Annotated in this window: 12 protein-coding genes; 8 read left to right on the top strand and 4 right to left on the bottom strand. The window is 54.0% G+C overall.

From position 1 onward, the window contains the following. Window positions 1-745: 745 nt before the first annotated feature. From AC0R79_RS22115 to AC0R79_RS22095, 5 genes are all read left to right on the top strand, one after another. Window positions 746-1,564, top strand: coding sequence for an ABC transporter permease (locus tag AC0R79_RS22115; RefSeq protein ID WP_474731707.1), 819 nt, complete (start codon window positions 746-748; stop codon window positions 1,562-1,564). Continuing rightward, window positions 1,554-2,927, top strand: a complete 1,374-nt coding sequence (locus AC0R79_RS22110) for an ABC transporter ATP-binding protein (RefSeq protein ID WP_474731706.1) — start codon at window positions 1,554-1,556, stop codon at window positions 2,925-2,927. The genes AC0R79_RS22115 and AC0R79_RS22110 overlap by 11 nt, the downstream gene beginning before the upstream one ends. A 148-nt stretch (window positions 2,928-3,075) precedes the next feature. After that, the gene (locus tag AC0R79_RS22105; protein ID WP_474731705.1) at window positions 3,076-8,334 is read left to right on the top strand and encodes a glycoside hydrolase family 99-like domain-containing protein; all 5,259 of its coding nucleotides are present in this window, start codon (window positions 3,076-3,078) and stop codon (window positions 8,332-8,334) included. Window positions 8,335-8,601: 267 nt separating this feature from the next. Further along, on the top strand, window positions 8,602-9,582 hold the full coding sequence (locus tag AC0R79_RS22100) for an NAD-dependent epimerase/dehydratase family protein (protein ID WP_474731704.1): 981 nt from the start codon (window positions 8,602-8,604) through the stop codon (window positions 9,580-9,582). 140 nt (window positions 9,583-9,722) lie between these two features. Further along, window positions 9,723-10,948 (top strand): IS3 family transposase gene (locus AC0R79_RS22095; protein WP_474731703.1). Its coding sequence is split into 2 segments (ribosomal slippage): window positions 9,723-10,074 and window positions 10,074-10,948, totalling 1,227 coding nucleotides; the frame shifts between segments, so codons are not numbered across the junction. Here the strand turns inward: AC0R79_RS22095 and AC0R79_RS22090 are convergent. The 4 genes from AC0R79_RS22090 to cysC all read right to left on the bottom strand — a co-directional run bounded on the left by AC0R79_RS22090 (window position 10,876) and on the right by cysC (window position 15,054). Then, window positions 10,876-12,084 (bottom strand): ISL3 family transposase, encoded by a 1,209-nt coding sequence (locus AC0R79_RS22090; RefSeq protein ID WP_474731702.1) that lies wholly within the window; start codon window positions 12,082-12,084, stop codon window positions 10,876-10,878. The two genes, AC0R79_RS22095 and AC0R79_RS22090, sit on opposite strands and share 73 nt — an antisense overlap. 100 nt (window positions 12,085-12,184) lie before the next feature. Beyond that, window positions 12,185-12,949, bottom strand: a complete 765-nt coding sequence (locus AC0R79_RS22085; RefSeq protein WP_474731701.1) for an SGNH/GDSL hydrolase family protein — start codon at window positions 12,947-12,949, stop codon at window positions 12,185-12,187. A gap of 132 nt (window positions 12,950-13,081) precedes the next feature. Beyond that, window positions 13,082-14,464 (bottom strand): FAD/NAD(P)-binding protein, encoded by a 1,383-nt coding sequence (locus tag AC0R79_RS22080; RefSeq protein ID WP_474731700.1) that lies wholly within the window; start codon window positions 14,462-14,464, stop codon window positions 13,082-13,084. Further along, window positions 14,461-15,054 carry an adenylyl-sulfate kinase gene (gene cysC, locus AC0R79_RS22075; protein ID WP_474731699.1) on the bottom strand — a complete coding sequence of 198 codons (594 nt, stop codon included), beginning with the start codon at window positions 15,052-15,054 and terminating at the stop codon, window positions 14,461-14,463. Before cysC ends, AC0R79_RS22080 begins: the two co-directional genes overlap by 4 nt. Before the next feature lie 352 nt (window positions 15,055-15,406). Here cysC and AC0R79_RS22070 point away from each other — a divergent pair, with 352 nt between their 5' ends. The 3 genes from AC0R79_RS22070 to AC0R79_RS22060 all read left to right on the top strand — a co-directional run bounded on the left by AC0R79_RS22070 (window position 15,407) and on the right by AC0R79_RS22060 (window position 18,859). Next, a complete protein-coding gene (locus AC0R79_RS22070) occupies window positions 15,407-17,401 on the top strand; it encodes a polysaccharide biosynthesis protein (protein WP_474731698.1) in 1,995 nt (664 codons plus the stop codon). Between the two features lie 110 nt (window positions 17,402-17,511). After that, entirely contained in the window at window positions 17,512-17,847 is a 336-nt protein-coding gene (locus AC0R79_RS22065; protein ID WP_127800949.1) for a ComEA family DNA-binding protein, read from the top strand. A gap of 217 nt (window positions 17,848-18,064) precedes the next feature. Continuing rightward, entirely contained in the window at window positions 18,065-18,859 is a 795-nt protein-coding gene (locus tag AC0R79_RS22060; protein WP_127799212.1) for an SDR family NAD(P)-dependent oxidoreductase, read from the top strand. The last annotated feature ends 2 nt before the right edge of the window (window positions 18,860-18,861 follow it).

Genomic DNA, 18,861 nt, shown 5'->3' with positions numbered 1-18,861 from the left:
CGTCTTTTTAGACGGCTTTGCGTTTTCAGTCGTGTTCTGGCGAAAAAACCCAACCTATTTCTTGCATTCGATTTTTCGGGGGGGCGGTGGCTGTGCGGAGGTGGGCTGGGCGTGTCAGTCGATCGTCTGTCCTGAGTGCACAATCGGCGGCGTGTCCCACTCATTTTTCTCGCCTGAATTTGCTTCCTTGAAGTGTAAATGCGCGTAGGAAAAGTCGTGTTTCTATGTCGTGTTGAATGTTATCATCCGGCAGATTATTGACCTTGATGTCATTTGGTCAGAGTGGGGAGTCAGACATCAGGCCGGCGGTCAGGGAAGTCGTGAAATGTGCAGTTTGGCAAGCATTGGTTGATGTCTGTGTCATCAGTTTTGGCCCCGCTTTTCAAGGCGAATGGTCTTTTCGTTCTGGCTGTACTTTCGTTTTTGACGGTCCTTTACAGTCGCCTGAGTGGGTACCTGTTCAGTCTCGCTTGCTCTGTATGGAGTGCAGGCCGAGCCACCTCCTCATCGGCTTTTCTGGTGCCAAGCGACTGCAAGGCTGCGTAGATTTTTCAAGGAAATGCTGACTTTCATGAATGGAACTCCCTGAAGATGCATGACAACGTTTTGACTTGCCTCAAGCCTTGTATTGAGGCGCATGTCACTTTTCCTGATATTTTCCGCTTTCGACCCTTGGGATGACCCCGTCGCTTGTTGTCAACGATGTGCGCCGGCACGTAATTTTTTCTGTTGAGGCTTTTGCTTGATGCGCCAGTTTTCTGCCAATCCATTGGAAATGTTCGCCAGTCTCTGGCGCAATACAGCCTTGATCAGAGCCTCTACGATCCGCGAGGTGCTCGGACGGTATCGCGGCTCGGCGATGGGATTGCTGTGGTCGTTCTTCAACCCGCTCTTGATGCTTGCTGTTTACACCTTTGTATTCAGCGCTGTCCTTCGCGCCCGCTGGAGCGTGGATAGCGATTCGAAGACCGAGTTTGCGCTGATCCTTTTTGCCGGACTGATCATCTTCAACCTGTTTTCCGAGTGCATCAACCGGGCACCGGGTCTGATTCTCGGGAAGGTCAACTTCGTCAAGAAGGTTGTTTATCCTCTGGAAATCCTGCCCGTCGTGGTATTGGGTTCAGCGTTGTTTCACGCTGCCATCAGCCTGGGCGTCTGGTTCATAGCCTACGGGATTTTCTTCGGCGTACCACACATAACGGCGCTCTATCTCCCGCTGATTGTCATGCCTCTGATTATGTTCATCATGGGCGTCAGTTGGGCATTGGCTTCTCTGGGTGTCTACTTGCGCGATGTTTCGCAATTCATCGGGATTCTCACCACAGTCCTGATGTTTTTGAGCCCGATTTTCTACCCTGCCACGGCACTTCCCGAGGCTTATCGCCATTTGCTTTATCTCAATCCCCTGACGCCAGCCATCGAGATGACGCGCGACGTTCTGTTCTGGGGGAAATTGCCGGATTTTGAAATGTTGGGCATCTATTGGATTGCCACGACTTGCATTGCCTGGCTGGGTTTTGCCTGGTTCCAGAAAACACGTAAAGGGTTTGCTGATGTCCTCTGAAGTCGCGATTAAGGTTGAGAACCTTAGCAAGTGCTATGAAATCTACGATCAACCGCGTGACCGGCTGAAGCAATTTATCCTGCCTCGGCTGCGAGGCGCCGTGGGCATGAAGCCAGGCCAGTTCTTCCGCGAATTTTGGGCTTTGAGGGATGTTTCCTTTGAAGTGAAAAAAGGAGAAACGGTCGGCATTATCGGTTGCAATGGCAGCGGCAAATCCACGCTTCTGCAGATGATCTGCGGGACGCTGAATCCTACCAGCGGCACAGTGCAAACCAATGGGCGGATTGCCGCGTTACTGGAGTTGGGTTCCGGATTCGATCCTGAGTTTTCCGGTCGGGACAATGTCTACATGAACGGGGCAGTTCTCGGGCTGGCGCGAGAGGAAATCGATCAGCGCTTTGATGAGATTGCAGCCTTCGCGGATATTGGCGACTTCATCGAACAACCCGTAAAGAGCTACTCAAGCGGCATGGTCGTTCGATTGGCTTTTGCCGTTCAAGTGATGATTGAACCTGAAATCCTTATCGTTGACGAAGCGCTCGCTGTGGGAGACGAAAAGTTTCAACGCAAGTGCTTCGCTCGTATGGAGGAGTTGAAAAGTCGGGGTACCTCCATTTTGTTCGTGTCCCATTCGGGCCCGAGCATTATTGAATTCTGTGACCGAACCCTGTTTCTCGATCATGGGATCCGTCTTATGTACGGTGCGGCCCCACAAGCCGTCAGAGCCTATCAGAAGCTCATTTATGCGCCGGAAGCAGAGTACAAAAGACTCGTTCAGGCCTATCTGGCTGCCGATAAATCGGGTGAGGATGTCGATCTTCAGAAAGTCGCGGTCGAGCGCCCGGCAGAGTCTAGGGAAACCGCCAGCGATGCGTTTGATTCGGGTCTTGTGCCTGAAACGACCGCGATTTACCCCACTCAAGGTGCCGAGATCAAGTCGTTCTCCATTCTCGATGCCGAAGGGCGCCTGGTGAATGTTCTGCAGGCGGGCAAGACGTACCAGATTCAGGTGACCGGGCGCTTCGAGCAGGGTTTCGATGCTACTTACTGGGGCATTCATATCCGTAATGTCTCAGGTGCTGTTTTAACCGGGCAGCGTTTCCCAGAAGAAGGTACTTATTTTGAGCCTGTGCTAGCCGGTAGTGACTTCAATGTGAGGTTTACTTTCCAGATGAACTTGCTGCCTGGTGTCTATTTTGTGGGGGGCGGAGTTTGGTCGAATCAGGAACCTAGCTGTGCTCACCGGATCATGGACGCAATCATGTTTCGAGTGGCTCCGGGGGAAAGACTGAACTCCTTTGGTTATGTGGACTTGATGACGAGTGCGCCTCAGGCGGAAGTCGGTCGAATAGCCACTATTTAATGAGTGTAATTGCCTGCTTATGCGGTGCGCAGGCAGTTCGATACGAGATAAGACAAGCCAACGATAGTGCTGTTGGTTTGTGTAATCGATTAATCAGTTTGGAAGTTTGGTGTTGCACAGCAGCACATTCATAGGGTTTATGACGTACATGCTAAATATCAGTGATTGGCCGCCAGGCGACGAAGAAAAGGTATTCAACTATCTGCGCTGGAGTGGCTATCGTTCGGAGCGCTACAAGCTTTTTTATGTGAGCACCCCAAAAGTTGCCTGTACTTCGCTCAAGTGGTGGTTTGCCTCTCTGGAAGGTTGCTCGAAGGCGCTGAACGAAATCACTGATAGTGCTGAAAGCAATCCGGATCAGATCGTCCATGAAATGCATCGTGTCGCACCGCACGTCACTGGTCTGCTACCAGACGATTTGAAAGAGGCGCTGACTTCGGATGACTATTTTCGCTTTGCTGTCGTAAGAAACCCTTTCAAGCGCATTTTTTCGGCGTGGCAATCAAAATTGATGCTGCAGGAACCGCAGCAAGTGGGTCCTTATCGCCAACGGGACTTTTATCATCGGCCACTGAAAAACGCCGAAGACATTGCCTTGGCGTTCGAGGGCTTCCTCGAGCATCTCGCCAGCCAGGAAGCACCAACGTATTGGGATCAGCACTGGACGCCTCAAGTCATGTTGCTGCGCCCCGACTTGATCAATTACACCCAACTGGTCAAGATCGAGGAGTCACAGCCGCTTAGTGAAGCGCTGTCCGAGCACTTGGGGCAGTTCGTGCCTGATCCTTTTGCGGACCGTCGGGCAAACGAGAGCCTGATCCCCTATCTTCCAGAGTTTTTCACAGAGCGCAGTGTCAGCCTGGTCCGTACCCTGTATGCCCAAGACTTTTCGATGTTTGGGTACGACACTGAGTTGCCGCAAACAAAAGAGACTTTCTCGAAGGATCAACTGGAGCTTGCCTTGCGCGCGGTGATGCTGATTCGTGGACGCCACCAGCGTCTCGGTGAGCGTACGGCCCAGGTAGCGGCTCTTCGTCAGACGGCAGGAGCGCTTGAAGCGAAAGTCGAGTCTCTGAGTGCCGCAGTCAATGAAAGCGGGGATCAGATCAGTGATTTGGGTCTTCTCGTTGTAGATCGCGAGACCGAAATAGGTAAGCTCAAGCATCGTATTGACGAGTTGGAGACCGAACTTTCTACGCAAAGTCTCAATAGTGCTCGCGTCATTGAATACGATGAGAAAATTACCGAGCTCAGCCATGTGCTGGTGGAACGTGATGGCCAGATTGTTGGATTGACGAAGGTGACCGCCGAGCGCGATGCGCAGATTTCAAATCTGCGTTATTCCATTGTCGAGCTTGAAGCCCAACTGCGGGGCTTTACGCATATTGATAGTGCGCGTGAGGGAGAAATCAGCAACTATTCTCAGACTATAAAAACCCTTAATCACGCGTTGGTTGACCGTGACGGGCAAATTGCCCATTTCAACAATCTCGTGGGCGAGCGCGATGCTCATATCAATAACCTTAAACACGACATTGTTGAGCGTGAAGGTGAGATCGGGTGTCTGCAAAAGGAACTGTCGCGTATCAGTCAGCAGAAAGATGCGGACGTCGATTCGATGCGACAAGAACTTGATCGACTGTTGCAGTCCCGTTCGTGGCGCGTGACCTCACCGCTGCGTGGCCTCGGTGGACTCGCTCGCCGGACAAAGCGAGTGTTGAGCGCTCTGTCCTTGAGCAAGGTTGTCGAGGTGTTGAAGAATCGCCGCGATTTCAACAACAAATCGACAGTCGCCCTGGTTCGCGAAAGTGCGCTGTTTGACCAGGATTACTATCTGGCGAATAACGCCGATGTCGTTGCACTTGGGGTTGACCCACTTAAACACTACATGCTTCACGGGTGGAGAGAAGGCCGGAATCCGTCCGAGTTGTTCAACACATCCAAGTACCTGCTGGACTATCCGGATGTAGCGGCAGCTCATGTAAACCCGTTGGTTCACTACCTCAGAAGTGGGCATGCGGAAGGGCGATCAATTGTCTCGCATTCCCGCCGGGTGAAAAACAAGCTTGGCGTTGATGTCGCCCCGTCTCCTCAAGTCATCGCTCCGGTGCCGAAGACAATCGTTGATGCTCAATTCGAGGCCATTGATAAGTCGGGCATGTTTGATGGCGGTTATTACTTTGCGATGTATCCAGAGCTGAATCAGGAAGGCCTGGATCCTCTTCGCCATTATTGTGAGCGAGGATGGCGGGAAGGAAAAAATCCATGCGACGATTTTGATACCCTTTCGTATCTTGAAACCTATAAGGATATTAAAGAGGCTGATATCAACCCGTTCTGGCACTACGTTGTTGCCGGTGCTTCCGAGCAGCGGATTGCGGTGCCCGGTTCGGTACTTCGATATCAGGAAAATATCAGATTCGGCGCTGTCGACAGCCTCATCAAGCTACTCGCTCTTTATGTTTCTCCAGAGTGGGACAAGCTGCGCAATGCACGCTCTTTTTCCAAGGGTGGAGCCCAGTTGCTTCCGGACGATCACCTTGGTTTTTATGACTCGCTCGACGCCAGTGTTCTGCGTAAACAGGCTGAATTGGCCAGGACTCATGGCCTCTACGGTTTCTGCTTCACGTGGAAAGGCGGCGAGACTCTCGGTAATGCGCAACAGCCGGTGGATGTATTCCTCGATCACAAAGAGATCGAGTTCAATTTCTGCGTCATGGTCTCCGAGCAAGTCAGCCGTATCCCGGCACGATTGTCGGAAGCCGTTGCAGATCAGCGTTATATGCGAATTGACGGGCGTCCCGTCATCGTGGTGGAGTGCCTGGCAGATGACAAAGTTGCAGCGCTCAGCCAACTGGGAACTGAACTTTCCAAACTTGATATCGATGCTTACCTGATCGTCCGGTCGGCAACTGTTGACGACGCTGCGCAAAGCAAGACGCTCCTGGAGCATTGCGACGGCTTGCTGGATCTTCCTGTGGAGCCTGTTCCCGGTGAAACTGCTGCATTCAAGCCTCGCCAGCAGAATGGGGTCGTTGCTGTTCCTTACTCGGTGATTGTGGCAAACGGGATCAAGCGAACGGAACGTGCGCAGCAGTCCTCTTTCCCGATCTACAACGGGATTACCCTGGCAAGGGATGAGTCGGCGGTTAAATCCGATTCGCCGCTCGTGTACACGCGTTTCGCTACAGGTGAATACCGCCGTTGGCTGGATGCCGCCATTTCCAGTACCCGGCGCATGCACGCTGAAGATCGTCAGTTTGTCTTCTTGAATGCCTGGAACGACTGGAGCCAGGGACTGTTTCTCGAGCCAGACAGAATTGCCGGTTTCGCTCGCGTGAACGAGACAAGCTGTGCTTTGCTGGATATTGAATCGAATAAATTGATGCCAAAAGTGTCGGTCATTGTGCCGAACTTCAATCACGCACGTTTTCTACGCCGCCGTCTGGATAGCATCTACGCGCAGACTTACAAGAACATTGAAGTCGTTTTGATGGATGACTGCTCAACCGATGACAGTCGAGTGGTATTGAGCGAATACGCGGAGAGATTCCCCGACGTCACGATCAAACTGTTCAACGAAACCAATTCCGGCGGCGTATTCCGGCAGTGGGCGAAAGGCATCAAGGCTGCGACCGGCGATCTCGTATGGGTTGCCGAAAGTGATGACTATTGCGACGAGAACTTCCTGCAGGCTCTGGTTCGCTGCTTTGATGACGAAGCGGTCATGCTGGCCTATGCACGTTGTGAATTTGTCACCAGCGATGAAGTTGTCATGGAAGACGAATTCCATAAATATGTCAGCGATCTGGAGTGCGCCGAGAAATGGCGGAATTCCTACGTGGAAACCGCTCACAACGAAGTGCAAACAGCGTTAGGGATCAAAAACACGATTCCAAACGCCAGTGGCGTGGTCTTCAAGCGTCCGGTCGATATGCCATTGCTCGAAGATGAATCGTGGCTTTCCATGCGTGTGGCTGGAGACTGGGTTTTCTACCTGCATCTCATTCGTGGCGGCAAGGTCGCCTACTCGATCGATGGCACAAACTTCTTCCGTCGTTATGTGGGTAGTACTGCGCAAACTACGTACAAGAGAGAAGTTTTTTACCACGAGCTGGGTATGGCGAGCCGCACGGTTCAGGCGTTGTACAACGTGCCACTGACCGTGCTTGAACTGTGCGAGGAAAGCAGTCAGCGGCTTTACGACCATAACGTCGGCAATTCGCTGGAAGAGTTTCATACGTGGTATGGCCGAGATTCCATTTTGGAAGCGCGTGCCAATCGCACCCCAAACATCATGGTGTCGACAATCGGTTTCTATCCGGGGGGCGCAGAGATTCTGCCCATCCGTCTGGCGAACGAATTCAAGCGCCAGGGTTATTCGGTATTCCTGTTGAGTGCCGGCCTGACTGCACGTGAAGACGGTATTCGCCGTATGCTTCGTCCAGATGTTCCTCTGGTTGAAACTTCTGATCTGGATGAAGTGAAGGCGGTTATTCACGAGTTCGGCGTGGAGGCGATGAACACTCACCAGTGGCATATTCAGAAGTACCCGATTCAACTTCCGGATGTATTCTCGGCGTTGGGCTCCCACGTTGCATCTCTGCACGGCATGATCGAACACGGTGACGCCTTTGCAGTAACTGAAGAGCAACTACGGGCTGCAGACGGAGGTGTCACTACCTGGGTTTACACCGCTGACAAGAACATCGTTCCTTTCGCGAATTTTTCGCTGTACGACCAGACTTCAGAGCGTTTCGTCAAAGTCCCCAACGGTCTGCAGCCCAAGGATGTCGTAGCTATTGAGCGAGAGCAGCTGGGAATTCCGCAGGATGCCTTCGTACTTTGCTGCGTAAGCCGGGCGATTCCTGATAAAGGTTGGGAAGAGACGATTCAGGCGGTGGAGTTGGCACGCCAGCTGTCGGGCCGTGACATCCGTTTGCTGCTCGTCGGCAATGGGCCTGTTTACGACGAATACTGCCGGACAGGGGCTCCTGACTTTGTCTATCTGGCGGGTTTCAGTGACAACTCGGTCGGGCACTATGCCGCTGCAGACATGGGCATCATGTTGACCAAGTTCAAATCCGAAAGCTTCCCTTTGACAATCGTGGACTGCCTCTTTGGCGGAAAACCGTACATCGCTTCCGACGTCGGCGACATCAGAAACATGTTGACGATCAACGAGCAGATCGCTGGTGAAGTCGTCGCCCTTGAAGACTGGGAGGTCCCGGTTGAGAAGGCGGCGAAAGTGATTGCGGGGTTTGCAACCGATAAAGAACAGTATCGTGAGGCTCTGGGACGGGTGAAGGAGCTTTCCAAACGTTATCAAATCGATGCGGTGGCGGCGCAATACGTTCGTTTGTTCGAGCGTGATATCAAGGCCAGTCGTGATCGCCAGTCTGTTTAGACAAACCCAACCGTATGTCGCCGTCGGATTTTCTGGCGACGGCTGATGGTATGCCCGCTACACGCAGGGGGGAGGGGAGCCCGAGCTCATCAGGTCAATGCTTTTTCAAGTATGACTTCATGTCTTTCATCGGCTCCCTTTGTACTGCTTCGCCTGTGACTGATACATTTTCTATTTGCAACGCTTTGTAAATGCTGGTTGGCACAGTGATTCACTCACTGCAAATCAATGCGGCGTAACAAACTGTTGAAGCATTGGAGGCTAACGTTGAAAAAATCCGAGAACACCTCAGCCGTTAAATCAGTACGGACGCTGGTATTAGGTGGGCGAGGCTTCATCGGTACACCTCTTATCGATGCGTTGCTCGATCAGGGACATGCCGTACGTTGTTTTGATCGGCCAAACGTCATGGCGCTTGGAGCTTCTCATGGAGAGAATCCAGCCTTTGAGTTGTATGAGGGCGACTTCACCAGCGAGGCCGATATCAGCGAGGCGCTGCAAGGTTGCGACTTCTGCTATCACCTGGTGTCTACGACTCTGCCCAAGTCATCGAATGCAGACCCGGTTTTCGACATCGAAAGCAATCTGGTGGGTACCATCCGTCTGTTAACGCTGGCCGTCGAGGCGGGTATCAAGAAGGTGATTTTTGTGTCTTCGGGAGGCACTGTCTACGGCGATCCTGTCGAGTTGCCCATTCCTGAAACGCACCCTACGGAACCTGCTTGTTCCTATGGAATTGCCAAATTGGCAATCGAGAAATACCTTTCGCTGTTCAAGCGTCTGCATGGCCTCGATTACACAGTTCTGCGATTGGCAAACCCGTTCGGAGAAGGTCAGCGTACGCACGCCAGTCAGGGCGCTGTGGCGGTGTTCCTGGGTAAAGTGCTGCGCGGCGATCCGATCGAGATCTGGGGCGATGGTTCGGTGGTGCGTGACTACATTCACGTCGCTGATGTGGTGCAGGCGTTGTTGTCCTCTCTCGAGCCTTCGAGGGAGGAGCATGTCTTCAACATCGGCTCTGGCAAAGGGCACAGTTTGAATGATGTGCTTGACGCGATTGAGAGGATCACCGGGCGTAGGGCCATTCGTGAATACCAGCCGGCCCGAGGTTTTGACGTGCCTGTCAGCATACTCAGCATCGAACGTGCACGGCAGGTATTGGGGTGGACGCCTATCGTCAGTTTCGACGAAGGGCTTGAACGGTTTGTGGCGTGGCTGGAAGAAAACTCGTCCGCCAGTCATCCGTGACAGCTATACGTTGAGCTGGCGGTTGTAGTTTGCCGTCGATCATGAAAAAGCCCCGTTGAGTCATCAACGGGGCTTTTTTATGGTTCTTGTCTCGTCCTGAATAAGGTTTACACCTTCTGGCTTCTTATCAGGAGGGTGCAATGGATTCGGGCGCAAAACGCAGTCAACTCGATTACACGCTGACTTTTAAATTGTCGGTTGTCGACCAAGTCGAAAAAGGCGAGTTGAGTTATAAAGAGGCTCAACGGCGCTACGGAATTCAGGGTCGGTCGACGGTGTTGGTTTGGTTACGCAAGCATGGTCGGCAAGACTGGAGCCAAGGCGCCTCCATTCGTTCCCAAAGGAACCGACCGATGGGCGAGCCCACTTTGCCCTTAACTCCCGAGCAGAGAATCAAAGAGCTTGAGGAGCAGTTGGCGCTGGCGAATCAGAAAGCCAAGTTTTTTGAAGACGTGGTGGATGTACTGAAGAACGACTACGGCGTCTCTGTCGTAAAAAAGCGGCCCGGCAAGTCGTTGCGCAGACCCAAACCCTGAGTGTTAGCAGGGCTTGCCAGTTTATGGGGATCAGTCGCCAAGCCTTTTACAAACGTAATCGCGTCTATCGGGCTCGCATCGAGCAAGATCAGAAACTCATCCAGTTTGTGCAGACAATCCGAGTACGCCAACCCTGCATTGGCGCCCGCAAATTGCACTCGTTGATGCACGCGGAGCGTGAGAAACAGGAGCTGCATGTCGGCCGCGATCGGTTATTGGCTGTCTTGCGTGATCACCGCCAACTGGTCCGCAGGAAGCGGGCTTATCACAAAACGACCGACAGTCATCATCACTTCCGCTGCCATCCCAATTTGCTCAAACCAGGCCCATCGCAAGTTGTCGCTACCGGTCCGGAACAGGTTTGGGTAGCCGATATCACTTATCTGTCCACCAAGCGTGACGATCCGGTCTATTTGAGTCTGGTGACGGATGCCTTCTCGAGAAAAATAGTCGGCTATCACGTGCATGGCAGCTTACATGCCGACTCGGTGGCTCAAGCCTTGCGCATGGCTTTGAAGACGCGTCGAACACGCCAGAAACTGGTTCATCACTCGGATCGAGGTGTGCAGTACTGCTCGGCGCTATATCAAAAGCTCCATGCCAAACATGGCATCACGTGCTCAATGACTGATGGCTACGACTGCTACCAAAACGCCTTGGCAGAGCGGGTCAATGGCATCTTGAAGACAGAGCTTTTGCTCCATCGGCCAACAGACCTGGCGCAAGCGGAGCAAATGGTGCGGGAGGCGATCTTGATCTACAACCAGGAGCGCCCGCACCTGTCCTTAAAATACAAAACGCCCGATGCGGTGCATCGGGCGTTAGGGTGAAACAGGTGTAAACCTATTTCAGGACTAGACATTCCTTCCAACTGACCGGTGTGCATCGGCCAGCGAACCCGACTCACGATGCCCCGCCAGTAACCCTTTAGCCGTTTGGCAAATTGGATCAGGGCCGGTGTTTCGCTTTCATGAGCATGACGCAGCCATAGCTTCCAGGCCGATCTCCAAGCCCAGGCGGTGCTCGGTGCCCAGAGTGTTCTGAGTTCAGCCTTCATCAAATAGACCGTCATCAATGATTGGTTGGCTGCCAATAAATCCTGCAGGTGAACCTCTTGTTCAGGTGTTTTCAGATTCTGAGGATTGCGCAGCCACAGCCATCGCGCTTGTTTGATGACCTTGCGAGCCGGCTTGTCGTGACGTAGCCGGTTGGCTTCGTCGACGCGGACCCGATCAATGACCTCTCGACCATATTTGGCCACTACGTGAAACGGGTCGTAGACCACTCGCGCTTTCGGGCAGTGCTGACGAACTTCCAGGTCAAAAGCGGTATTCATGTCCATCGCCACCGCTTCGATTTTGGCGCAAACCTCTGGCCCAAGCTCTTCGAAGAATGGTCTGACCGCCGCCCGGCTGCGGCCTTCGCCGATCCACAGAACCCGTCGTGTGTCGGCATCGAGCACAACGCTGGCGTAGCGATGCCCTTTGAACAGCGCGAGTTCATCCATCACCAAACGTCGTGGTTGCGCCTTCGGCAGTTCGCTCAATACCGCCTGCAAGGCGCGACGCTCCAGCAATCTAACCGTGTCCCAGTGCAGGCCAAACATTTGGGCCACGTGCAGGGTGGGAAGGCGCTCGCAAGCCTGAATAACCGCATCGGCCAGGCGGCGCGTTATGCGCGCATAGCGATCCAGCCAATTGACGGCCTCCATGCGTTTGCCACAATCGCGGCAGCCAACTCGCCTGAGCAAAACGTTGAGGCGTACCGCACGGCCAAGAATGGGCAAATCACGAACGACTCGCTCGCAATACTCATGAGTGTTTGAACAGGTTTTTTGGCAGCTGCCACAGGAAGGGAATCGGGTGGCGTGGGGTGTTAGATCGATCTGGAGGGCGTCACCATCAGGCTCGATGTTGACGACAGAAAATCCCTCCCAAAAAGGAAGGAAAGTATTAATATCGCGCATAAGAACGCCGGTTTGTTAGATGTGTTTGCTCGCACGAACATCATCAATCAAATCGGCGTTCTTGTTTCCGTGTTTCCCGGGATTCCGTGAAGAACCTTTTTTATTTCAGGCCCAGAATCCGTCTCAGAAGTTTGCCGGCCATGGAGCGTTTTTCTGGAGCGGGTGCACAGGCCGAGATGTATTCGGCTCTGCTTCGGCGTTCCGCATCGCGGTCTCGCTGGAGAATTGGCCTTAACAGTGGTGCGATCATCAGCGCATGGGCTGATGGCTGATAGTGATGATCATTGGGGTCAGGGTTGCGCAGGCTTTCTTTGAGCAAGCCACGTTCGTCAACAGAGAGCTTATCCAGGTTCAGATGGCTTATGCCCTCCTGCATGCAAAAGGACTCCATGAGTGCATTGAACCTTACGGTCAATCGCGTCCTGTCGGAGAGGGACGTTTTTACTTCTTTTCTCAAGTTGGCAACTTCTCCCCATTGCGTATCGTCGCCAATGGTTGGAAGCGGGGTGCTGACGCAGATCACCTGGAATTTTTCTGCAATATCCCTCAGAAGCTTTTGATAGTTGCCTATGGCCTGTTCCAGCATTTCTTCCACGGAACTGCCGTATTTTTGTGCCCGATACCAGATGACAAAGCCTGTATCGACCTCTCCCAGCATCACGATGGCTGTTGTTGCCGACGTGGTTTGCATCGCCGCGATGTATTGCGGCATGGCCTGGGTAACGGCATTCGGATTTTTCAATCCCGAGACGGTGGCACCGCCCACGGACGTCACTTCGAAGGTGTGCTCGGGAAATTGGGTCTTCATTTGCTCTGAACTGAAAACCAAAGCGTGAGAGTCGCCGAGTACAAGTACAGGCTTCATTATCGGGGTTGATCCTGATGGAGTTCTTTTCGATCACATGGGCGCGAGGGGGCCGGGTACTTGCACCTGACGGACTTAACCGGAGCTGACGGGCCGGGCGGGCTCATTGCACCGCCCTGGCCTCTTGCGCTGTCACGCAATGCTGAATTTCGCGGATATTTTTCTGGCGAGTGCCGAGGCGTGCAGCCGCAGTTCGGGCACTGCCGTGGCCTCCCAGAAGTTGGCTTTGAGCATGGGACCCACGTAACTCAGCCAGTCGGAAGATTTTCCGCTTTCGTTCAGAACGGCCAGATCGCTATCGACGCGTACCCCGAGGCCCAGATCATCGATGGAAATAAGATTGTCGAGGATCAGTTGCCGAATCAGTGGTTCGTCGATCAAGTGCGGATTGGAGTTGGGGCCAGTGCAGTTGATGACGCGGTCAACTTCCAGTTTTTCCGGAGTATCGTGACCGCGACGCTGGAAGGTGATCAGCATTTTCTCGCCCACGGCTTCAATTGCGCGGATCCGACCGGCAATCGGAATGATATGTTTGAGGCGCAGCGCCTTTTCAAACAGTTCGTGGGTGTCTGGCGCTACACGATGGCGGTGAACGTCCCAGTACGGTTGCAGGTGGCGCAGAAAACGTCTGCGCTCCAGGTGAGGCAGGCGAATCCACAGTCGGGAAGTGATCGGTCGTATCGAGGCGACAACGTCACGCCAGTCGAGACCGGCGGCTTGCCCGGCTTTGACTTGCGCCTTGAGTGTGCGCAAGTAGCCCAAGGCTGTAGCCGGAGCGTTCAACAGTTCGTCTTGACCGCCAGCAGGTGCAGAGTGCCCGCCCTTGCTTACCCGGTGTGCCAGAGGCAGAAGCCCGCGTCGAGACAACATGTAGATCCGATTGTTATCGGAAACCTTCTCAAGGCTGGAAATGACATCGAGTGCGGTCAGACCGCTCCCCAGCAACAGCACAGAGGCATCTTTACCTTCAGCCGCCGTAATCGAAGCGTTCCAAGGATTGGCGATGTAGTACGGGGAGTCGAGCATGCTCTCGAGTGCGGCCGGCGTGCGGGGAGGGAAGTGGCCGAACGCCAGAATGACCTGGTCGGCGAAGATCGTCTCACCGGACGTCAGTTCGATGATCGAGCCGCGATCCTGGGACTTGAGCGTCCTGACTTCGGCAGTGATACGTCTGACGTCGATACGACCCTTGGCATCCTGCTCGGCGTTTTCCAGAAGGGATGCAAGGTAGTCGCCATACTGCTTTCTGGATACGAAAGAACTGGAGGTTGTGCCGGGAGAACAGCTCTGGCAGTAGCGCAGAAAGGAGTCAGGATCGTCGACCAGGGCACTCATGTTGCCCGCCGGAACATTCAGCAGGTGTTTCGAACTGCTGGTGCCATAGGCCAAGCCTCTTGCTACGGCCCCGGACCGGTTGATGATGATCAGCCGGGTGTGTTCGGGCGCCGAGCGTAAAAACTCGATGGCGGCGACAGTTCCACTGAAGCCCGCCCCGATAATGACTAGCGTTTTCATGTTCGTTCTTGCTTGTTGATGACGTCGATAATGCGCTGGGCTGCGGTTTGCAGGTCATCTTGCAGAGTGCAGATTCTGATCTGGGGATTCTCCGGCGGCTCATAGGAGGAGTCGATGCCGGTGAAGTTCTTGATCAGACCCTGGCGGGCCTTTTTGTAAAGCCCCTTGGGATCCCTGCGTTCACATTCGGAGAGAGGGGTATCGACGTAGACTTCGATGAAATTTTCTGTGCCGATAACGTCTTGCGCCAGAGCGCGATCACGCAGGAAAGGCGAAATGAATGCGGTGATAACGATCAGCCCTGCATCAATGAACAGTTTGGCAACTTCAGAGATGCGTCGTATGTTTTCAACGCGATCCTTGTCGCTGAATCCCAGATCATTACACAGTCCTAGCCGGACATTGTCGCCATCAAGCAAATAGGTATGGCGACCTTCATTGCAAAGTGCCAGCTCCAAAGCGTTGGCAATTGATGATTTACCCGCGCCGCTAAGCCCTGTCAGCCAAATGACGACAGGTTTCTGGTTTTTTATACGACTGCGGCGTTCGGCATCGACGGCAGATGTATGAGCTACAAGATTCTCGGGCATGTTTTCTCGTTAAACACTGAAAATTGGAAAATGATGTTTGCTGGATCAGACGCCTTGGCGGAGCGGGATAAGTTCCATTTTCCCTGCTTGTCTGATCTGTGTCGTGCGTCGATAGAGTCTATCGGCAGCATGGGGCTTATCATCACCCGTCAATCCAAGAGTTTTTACATTTTCGGTAGGCGGATTGTAGCCATGGTCCCTATAAATTGCTCGTTCTGTATCGGTAAATCCCCATCGACCCGCCTCCGGGCGGCGGCTTTCAGATCAAGTAATCCGCTGATGGTTCAAGTATTGGGGGTACAATGCCCAACCTCGACTGCTGAAGGAGGGAGCCGCGTGCTCTGATTTGGGAATGGATAAAGTGCGGACGGTGTTGCTCGGTTTGCCTCGCAAACAGAAGCGTTTGTTGCAGGTGTTAACCGATGTCGTATTAGTATGGGTCGCTCTCTGGCTGTCGTTCATAGTTCGATTGGGCATTGATGACATGTACAACCCGATCAAAGCGCATATATGGCTATTTGCTAGTGCACCGGTTATCGCTATTCCATTCTTCATCCGCTTCGGCATGTATCGCGCTGTCATGCGTTACTTCGGCAACGATGCGCTGATCGTGATAGTCAAGGCTGTAAGCCTGTCATCATTGCTGCTGGCTGTGGTGGTTTTCTGGTACAGCAATCACGAGTCCGTAGTGCCGCGATCGATCATCTTCAACTATTGGTGGTTGAGCATGGTCATCATCGGCGGCCTGCGGCTGTGTCTGCGGCAATATTTCATGGGCGACTGGTTTACGGCCGCGCAATATGTTCCATTCACCAGTCGTGACGACGGTCTGACCAAAGTGGCCGTCTACGGTGCCGGTGTCGCCGGCAATCAGCTTGTCGCCGCGCTTCGCATGGGTCGGGTGATGCGTCCGGTGGCGTTTATCGATGACGATCCAGGCATTTCGGATCGATCGATTTCCGGTCTTCAGGTTTACAAGCCCAAGCACATCCAGCAGATGATCGATGTCACCGGTGCTCAGGAAATCCTTCTGGCACTCCCGTCTTCCACTCGGGCCCGGCGCCGGGAGATCCTCAATATCCTGGAAGGCTTTCCGCTGCATGTACGCAGTGTTCCGAATTTCACCGATCTTGCCAGTGGACGCGTTAAGGTCGAGGATATTCAGGAAGTGGACATCGCCGACTTGCTGGGTCGCGATTCCGTCCCTGCGCAACCCGACCTGCTGGAACGGTGTATCAAAAACAAGATCGTTATGGTGACAGGAGCTGGCGGGTCAATCGGAGCGGAACTGTGTCGACAGATTTTCGCCCTCGGACCGACCACGCTGCTGCTCTTTGAACATAGCGAGTTCAATCTGTACAGCATTCTCTCGGAGCTGGAACAGCGTGGCTGCCTGGAATCGACCCCGGTTCGACTGCTGCCGATCCTCGGTTCCATCCGCCATCCAGACAAACTGCTGGAGGTCATGAAGACGTGGAAGGTCGACACGGTTTATCACGCAGCGGCCTACAAGCATGTACCGATGGTTGAACACAACATTGCCGAGGGTGTGTTGAACAACGTGATCGGCACGCTCAACACGGCGCAAGCGGCGTTGCAGTCCGGTGTTTCGAACTTTGTACTGATCTCGACCGACAAGGCTGTTCGCCCGACCAATGTCATGGGCAGTACCAAGCGTCTGGCAGAGTTGACCCTCCAGGCTCTGAGTCGGGAAGTGGCTCCGGTGCTGTTCGGCGACAAGGCCAATGTTTCCCGTGTCAACAAGACCCGTTTCACGATGGTCCGCTTTGGCAATGTACTGGGTTCGTCCGGCTCGGTGATCCCGCTGTTTCACAGTCAGATCAAGTCCGGCGGCCCGCTGACGGTCACCCACCCAAAAATCACCCGCTACTTCATGACGATCCCGGAAGCCGCCCAACTGGTGATTCAGGCGGGCTCCATGGGGCAGGGCGGCGATGTGTTTGTGCTGGACATGGGGGAGCCGGTGAGAATCGTCGAGCTGGCCGAGAAAATGATTCATCTGTCCGGTTTGAGCATTCGTTCCGAACGTAATCCACAGGGCGATATTTCCATCGAGTTCACGGGTTTGCGCCCCGGTGAAAAGCTCTATGAAGAACTGCTGATTGGCGACAACGTTGCCGCGACGCCGCATCCGATGATCATGACCGCCAGTGAGGATCACTTGCCCTGGGATGTGTTGAAAATACGTTTGGGTGAACTGCTCGCTGCGGTGGACGCGGATGATTACTCTCGGGTCCGCCAGCTTCTGCGTGAAACCGTCAGCGGCTATACCCCCGACGGTGAGATCGTCGACTGGATTCATCAACAGCGCCGCCTCGAACCCTGATTGTTTCACATCCTGTAACGGACGCGTTTTTGACAGGCTCCCATCATCGCCTAAGTTTGGAGAGCAGCTTCGGAAAAGCTGCTTTCTCAATTGATGATGGAGCGTCACTTATGCGTACCGGATATTTCTACTCCCTGATTTTTGCCTTGCTGACCAGCGCCTCGATTGCCGCCATTGCTGCGCCTCTGGCTTCTCCCGAAGCGAACAAGGCACCCGTGGTGATGGACGCCTCAGCCACTTCTGAAAATCAGAAGGTCGATCTGAACGGTGCCGACGCGGCCACTCTGCAAAAGGAACTGGCAGGCGTGGGCGAGGCCAAGGCGAAAGCGATTGTTGCTTATCGTGAAACAAACGGGCCGTTTGCGTCCGTGGATGAGCTGCTGGAAGTGAAGGGGATCGGCAAGGCGATCCTGGATCGCAATCGCGACAAGCTGGAAGTGAACTAAGCTGATTGTTCAACGCCAAGGGGCCGGTCATTGACCGGCCCTTTTTGCTTCCCGCTTCCTTCAAGCGTTGCAGGAGGGCTACAGCCTTTCCGTCGGAAAATAGAAAATTACGGCTATCATATTGGTTTCAGATTATGCCTATAATAATTTCGGTCGCCACTGAAGCCCTCTGCTTTTCAGCGGTCGCTCATACCTCACGCATTCCAGGAGTATCGTCATGAATTCCCCGAAATCCCAAGGCACTGCGCTGGTCACTGGCGCTTCTTCCGGCATCGGTGCGGTGTATGCCGAGCGGTTGGCGGCACGTGGTTTTGATCTGTTGCTGGTCGCTCGCGATCAGGAGCGTCTGGAGTCCGCGGCCAGCAAACTGCGGGACGCACATGGCGTTCGGGTCGAAGTGCTGAAGGCCGATCTGACGCAAAAGGATGAAGTACTCAAGCTTGAGCAGCGCCTGCGCAGCGATTCCAGTATCAGCCTGCTGGTCAACAATGCGGGCGTAGCGGTTAATGGATTGCTGGCCAATGCTGACCTGGATGAGCTGGAGAAACTGATCCAGCTGAACGTCACAACGCTGACCCGACTGGCTTCAGCTGCTGCTGCGGCATTCACCAGTGCCGGGCGCGGCACGATCATCAACATTGCGTCGGTGGTCGCCCTGTTCCCCGAACGTTTCAACGCCACCTACAGCGCCAGCAAGGCTTACGTGTTGAGCCTGACTCAATCGCTCAATACCGAGCTCGAAGGCACCGGGGTCAAGGTGCAAGCGGTATTGCCCGGTGTGACCCGCACCGAAATCTGGGAGCGCTCCGGTTTTGACGCCAGCGGCATTCCGGCTGAGATGGTCATGGAGGCCGGCGAGATGGTCGATGCCGCGCTGTCCGGTCTGGATCAGGGCGAGCTCGTCACGATTCCTTCGCTGCCCGATGCGGGCGAGTGGCAAGCCTTCGTCGCCGCCCGTCATGTGATGGCGCCCAATCTGTCCCACAGCTCGGCAGCCAGCCGTTACAAGTAAAA

The organism is Pseudomonas sp. HD57-3 (assembly GCF_056113135.1).
The sequence above is the reverse complement of the archived record's forward strand: the minus strand, read 5'-3'. Positions and strand labels throughout refer to the sequence as shown.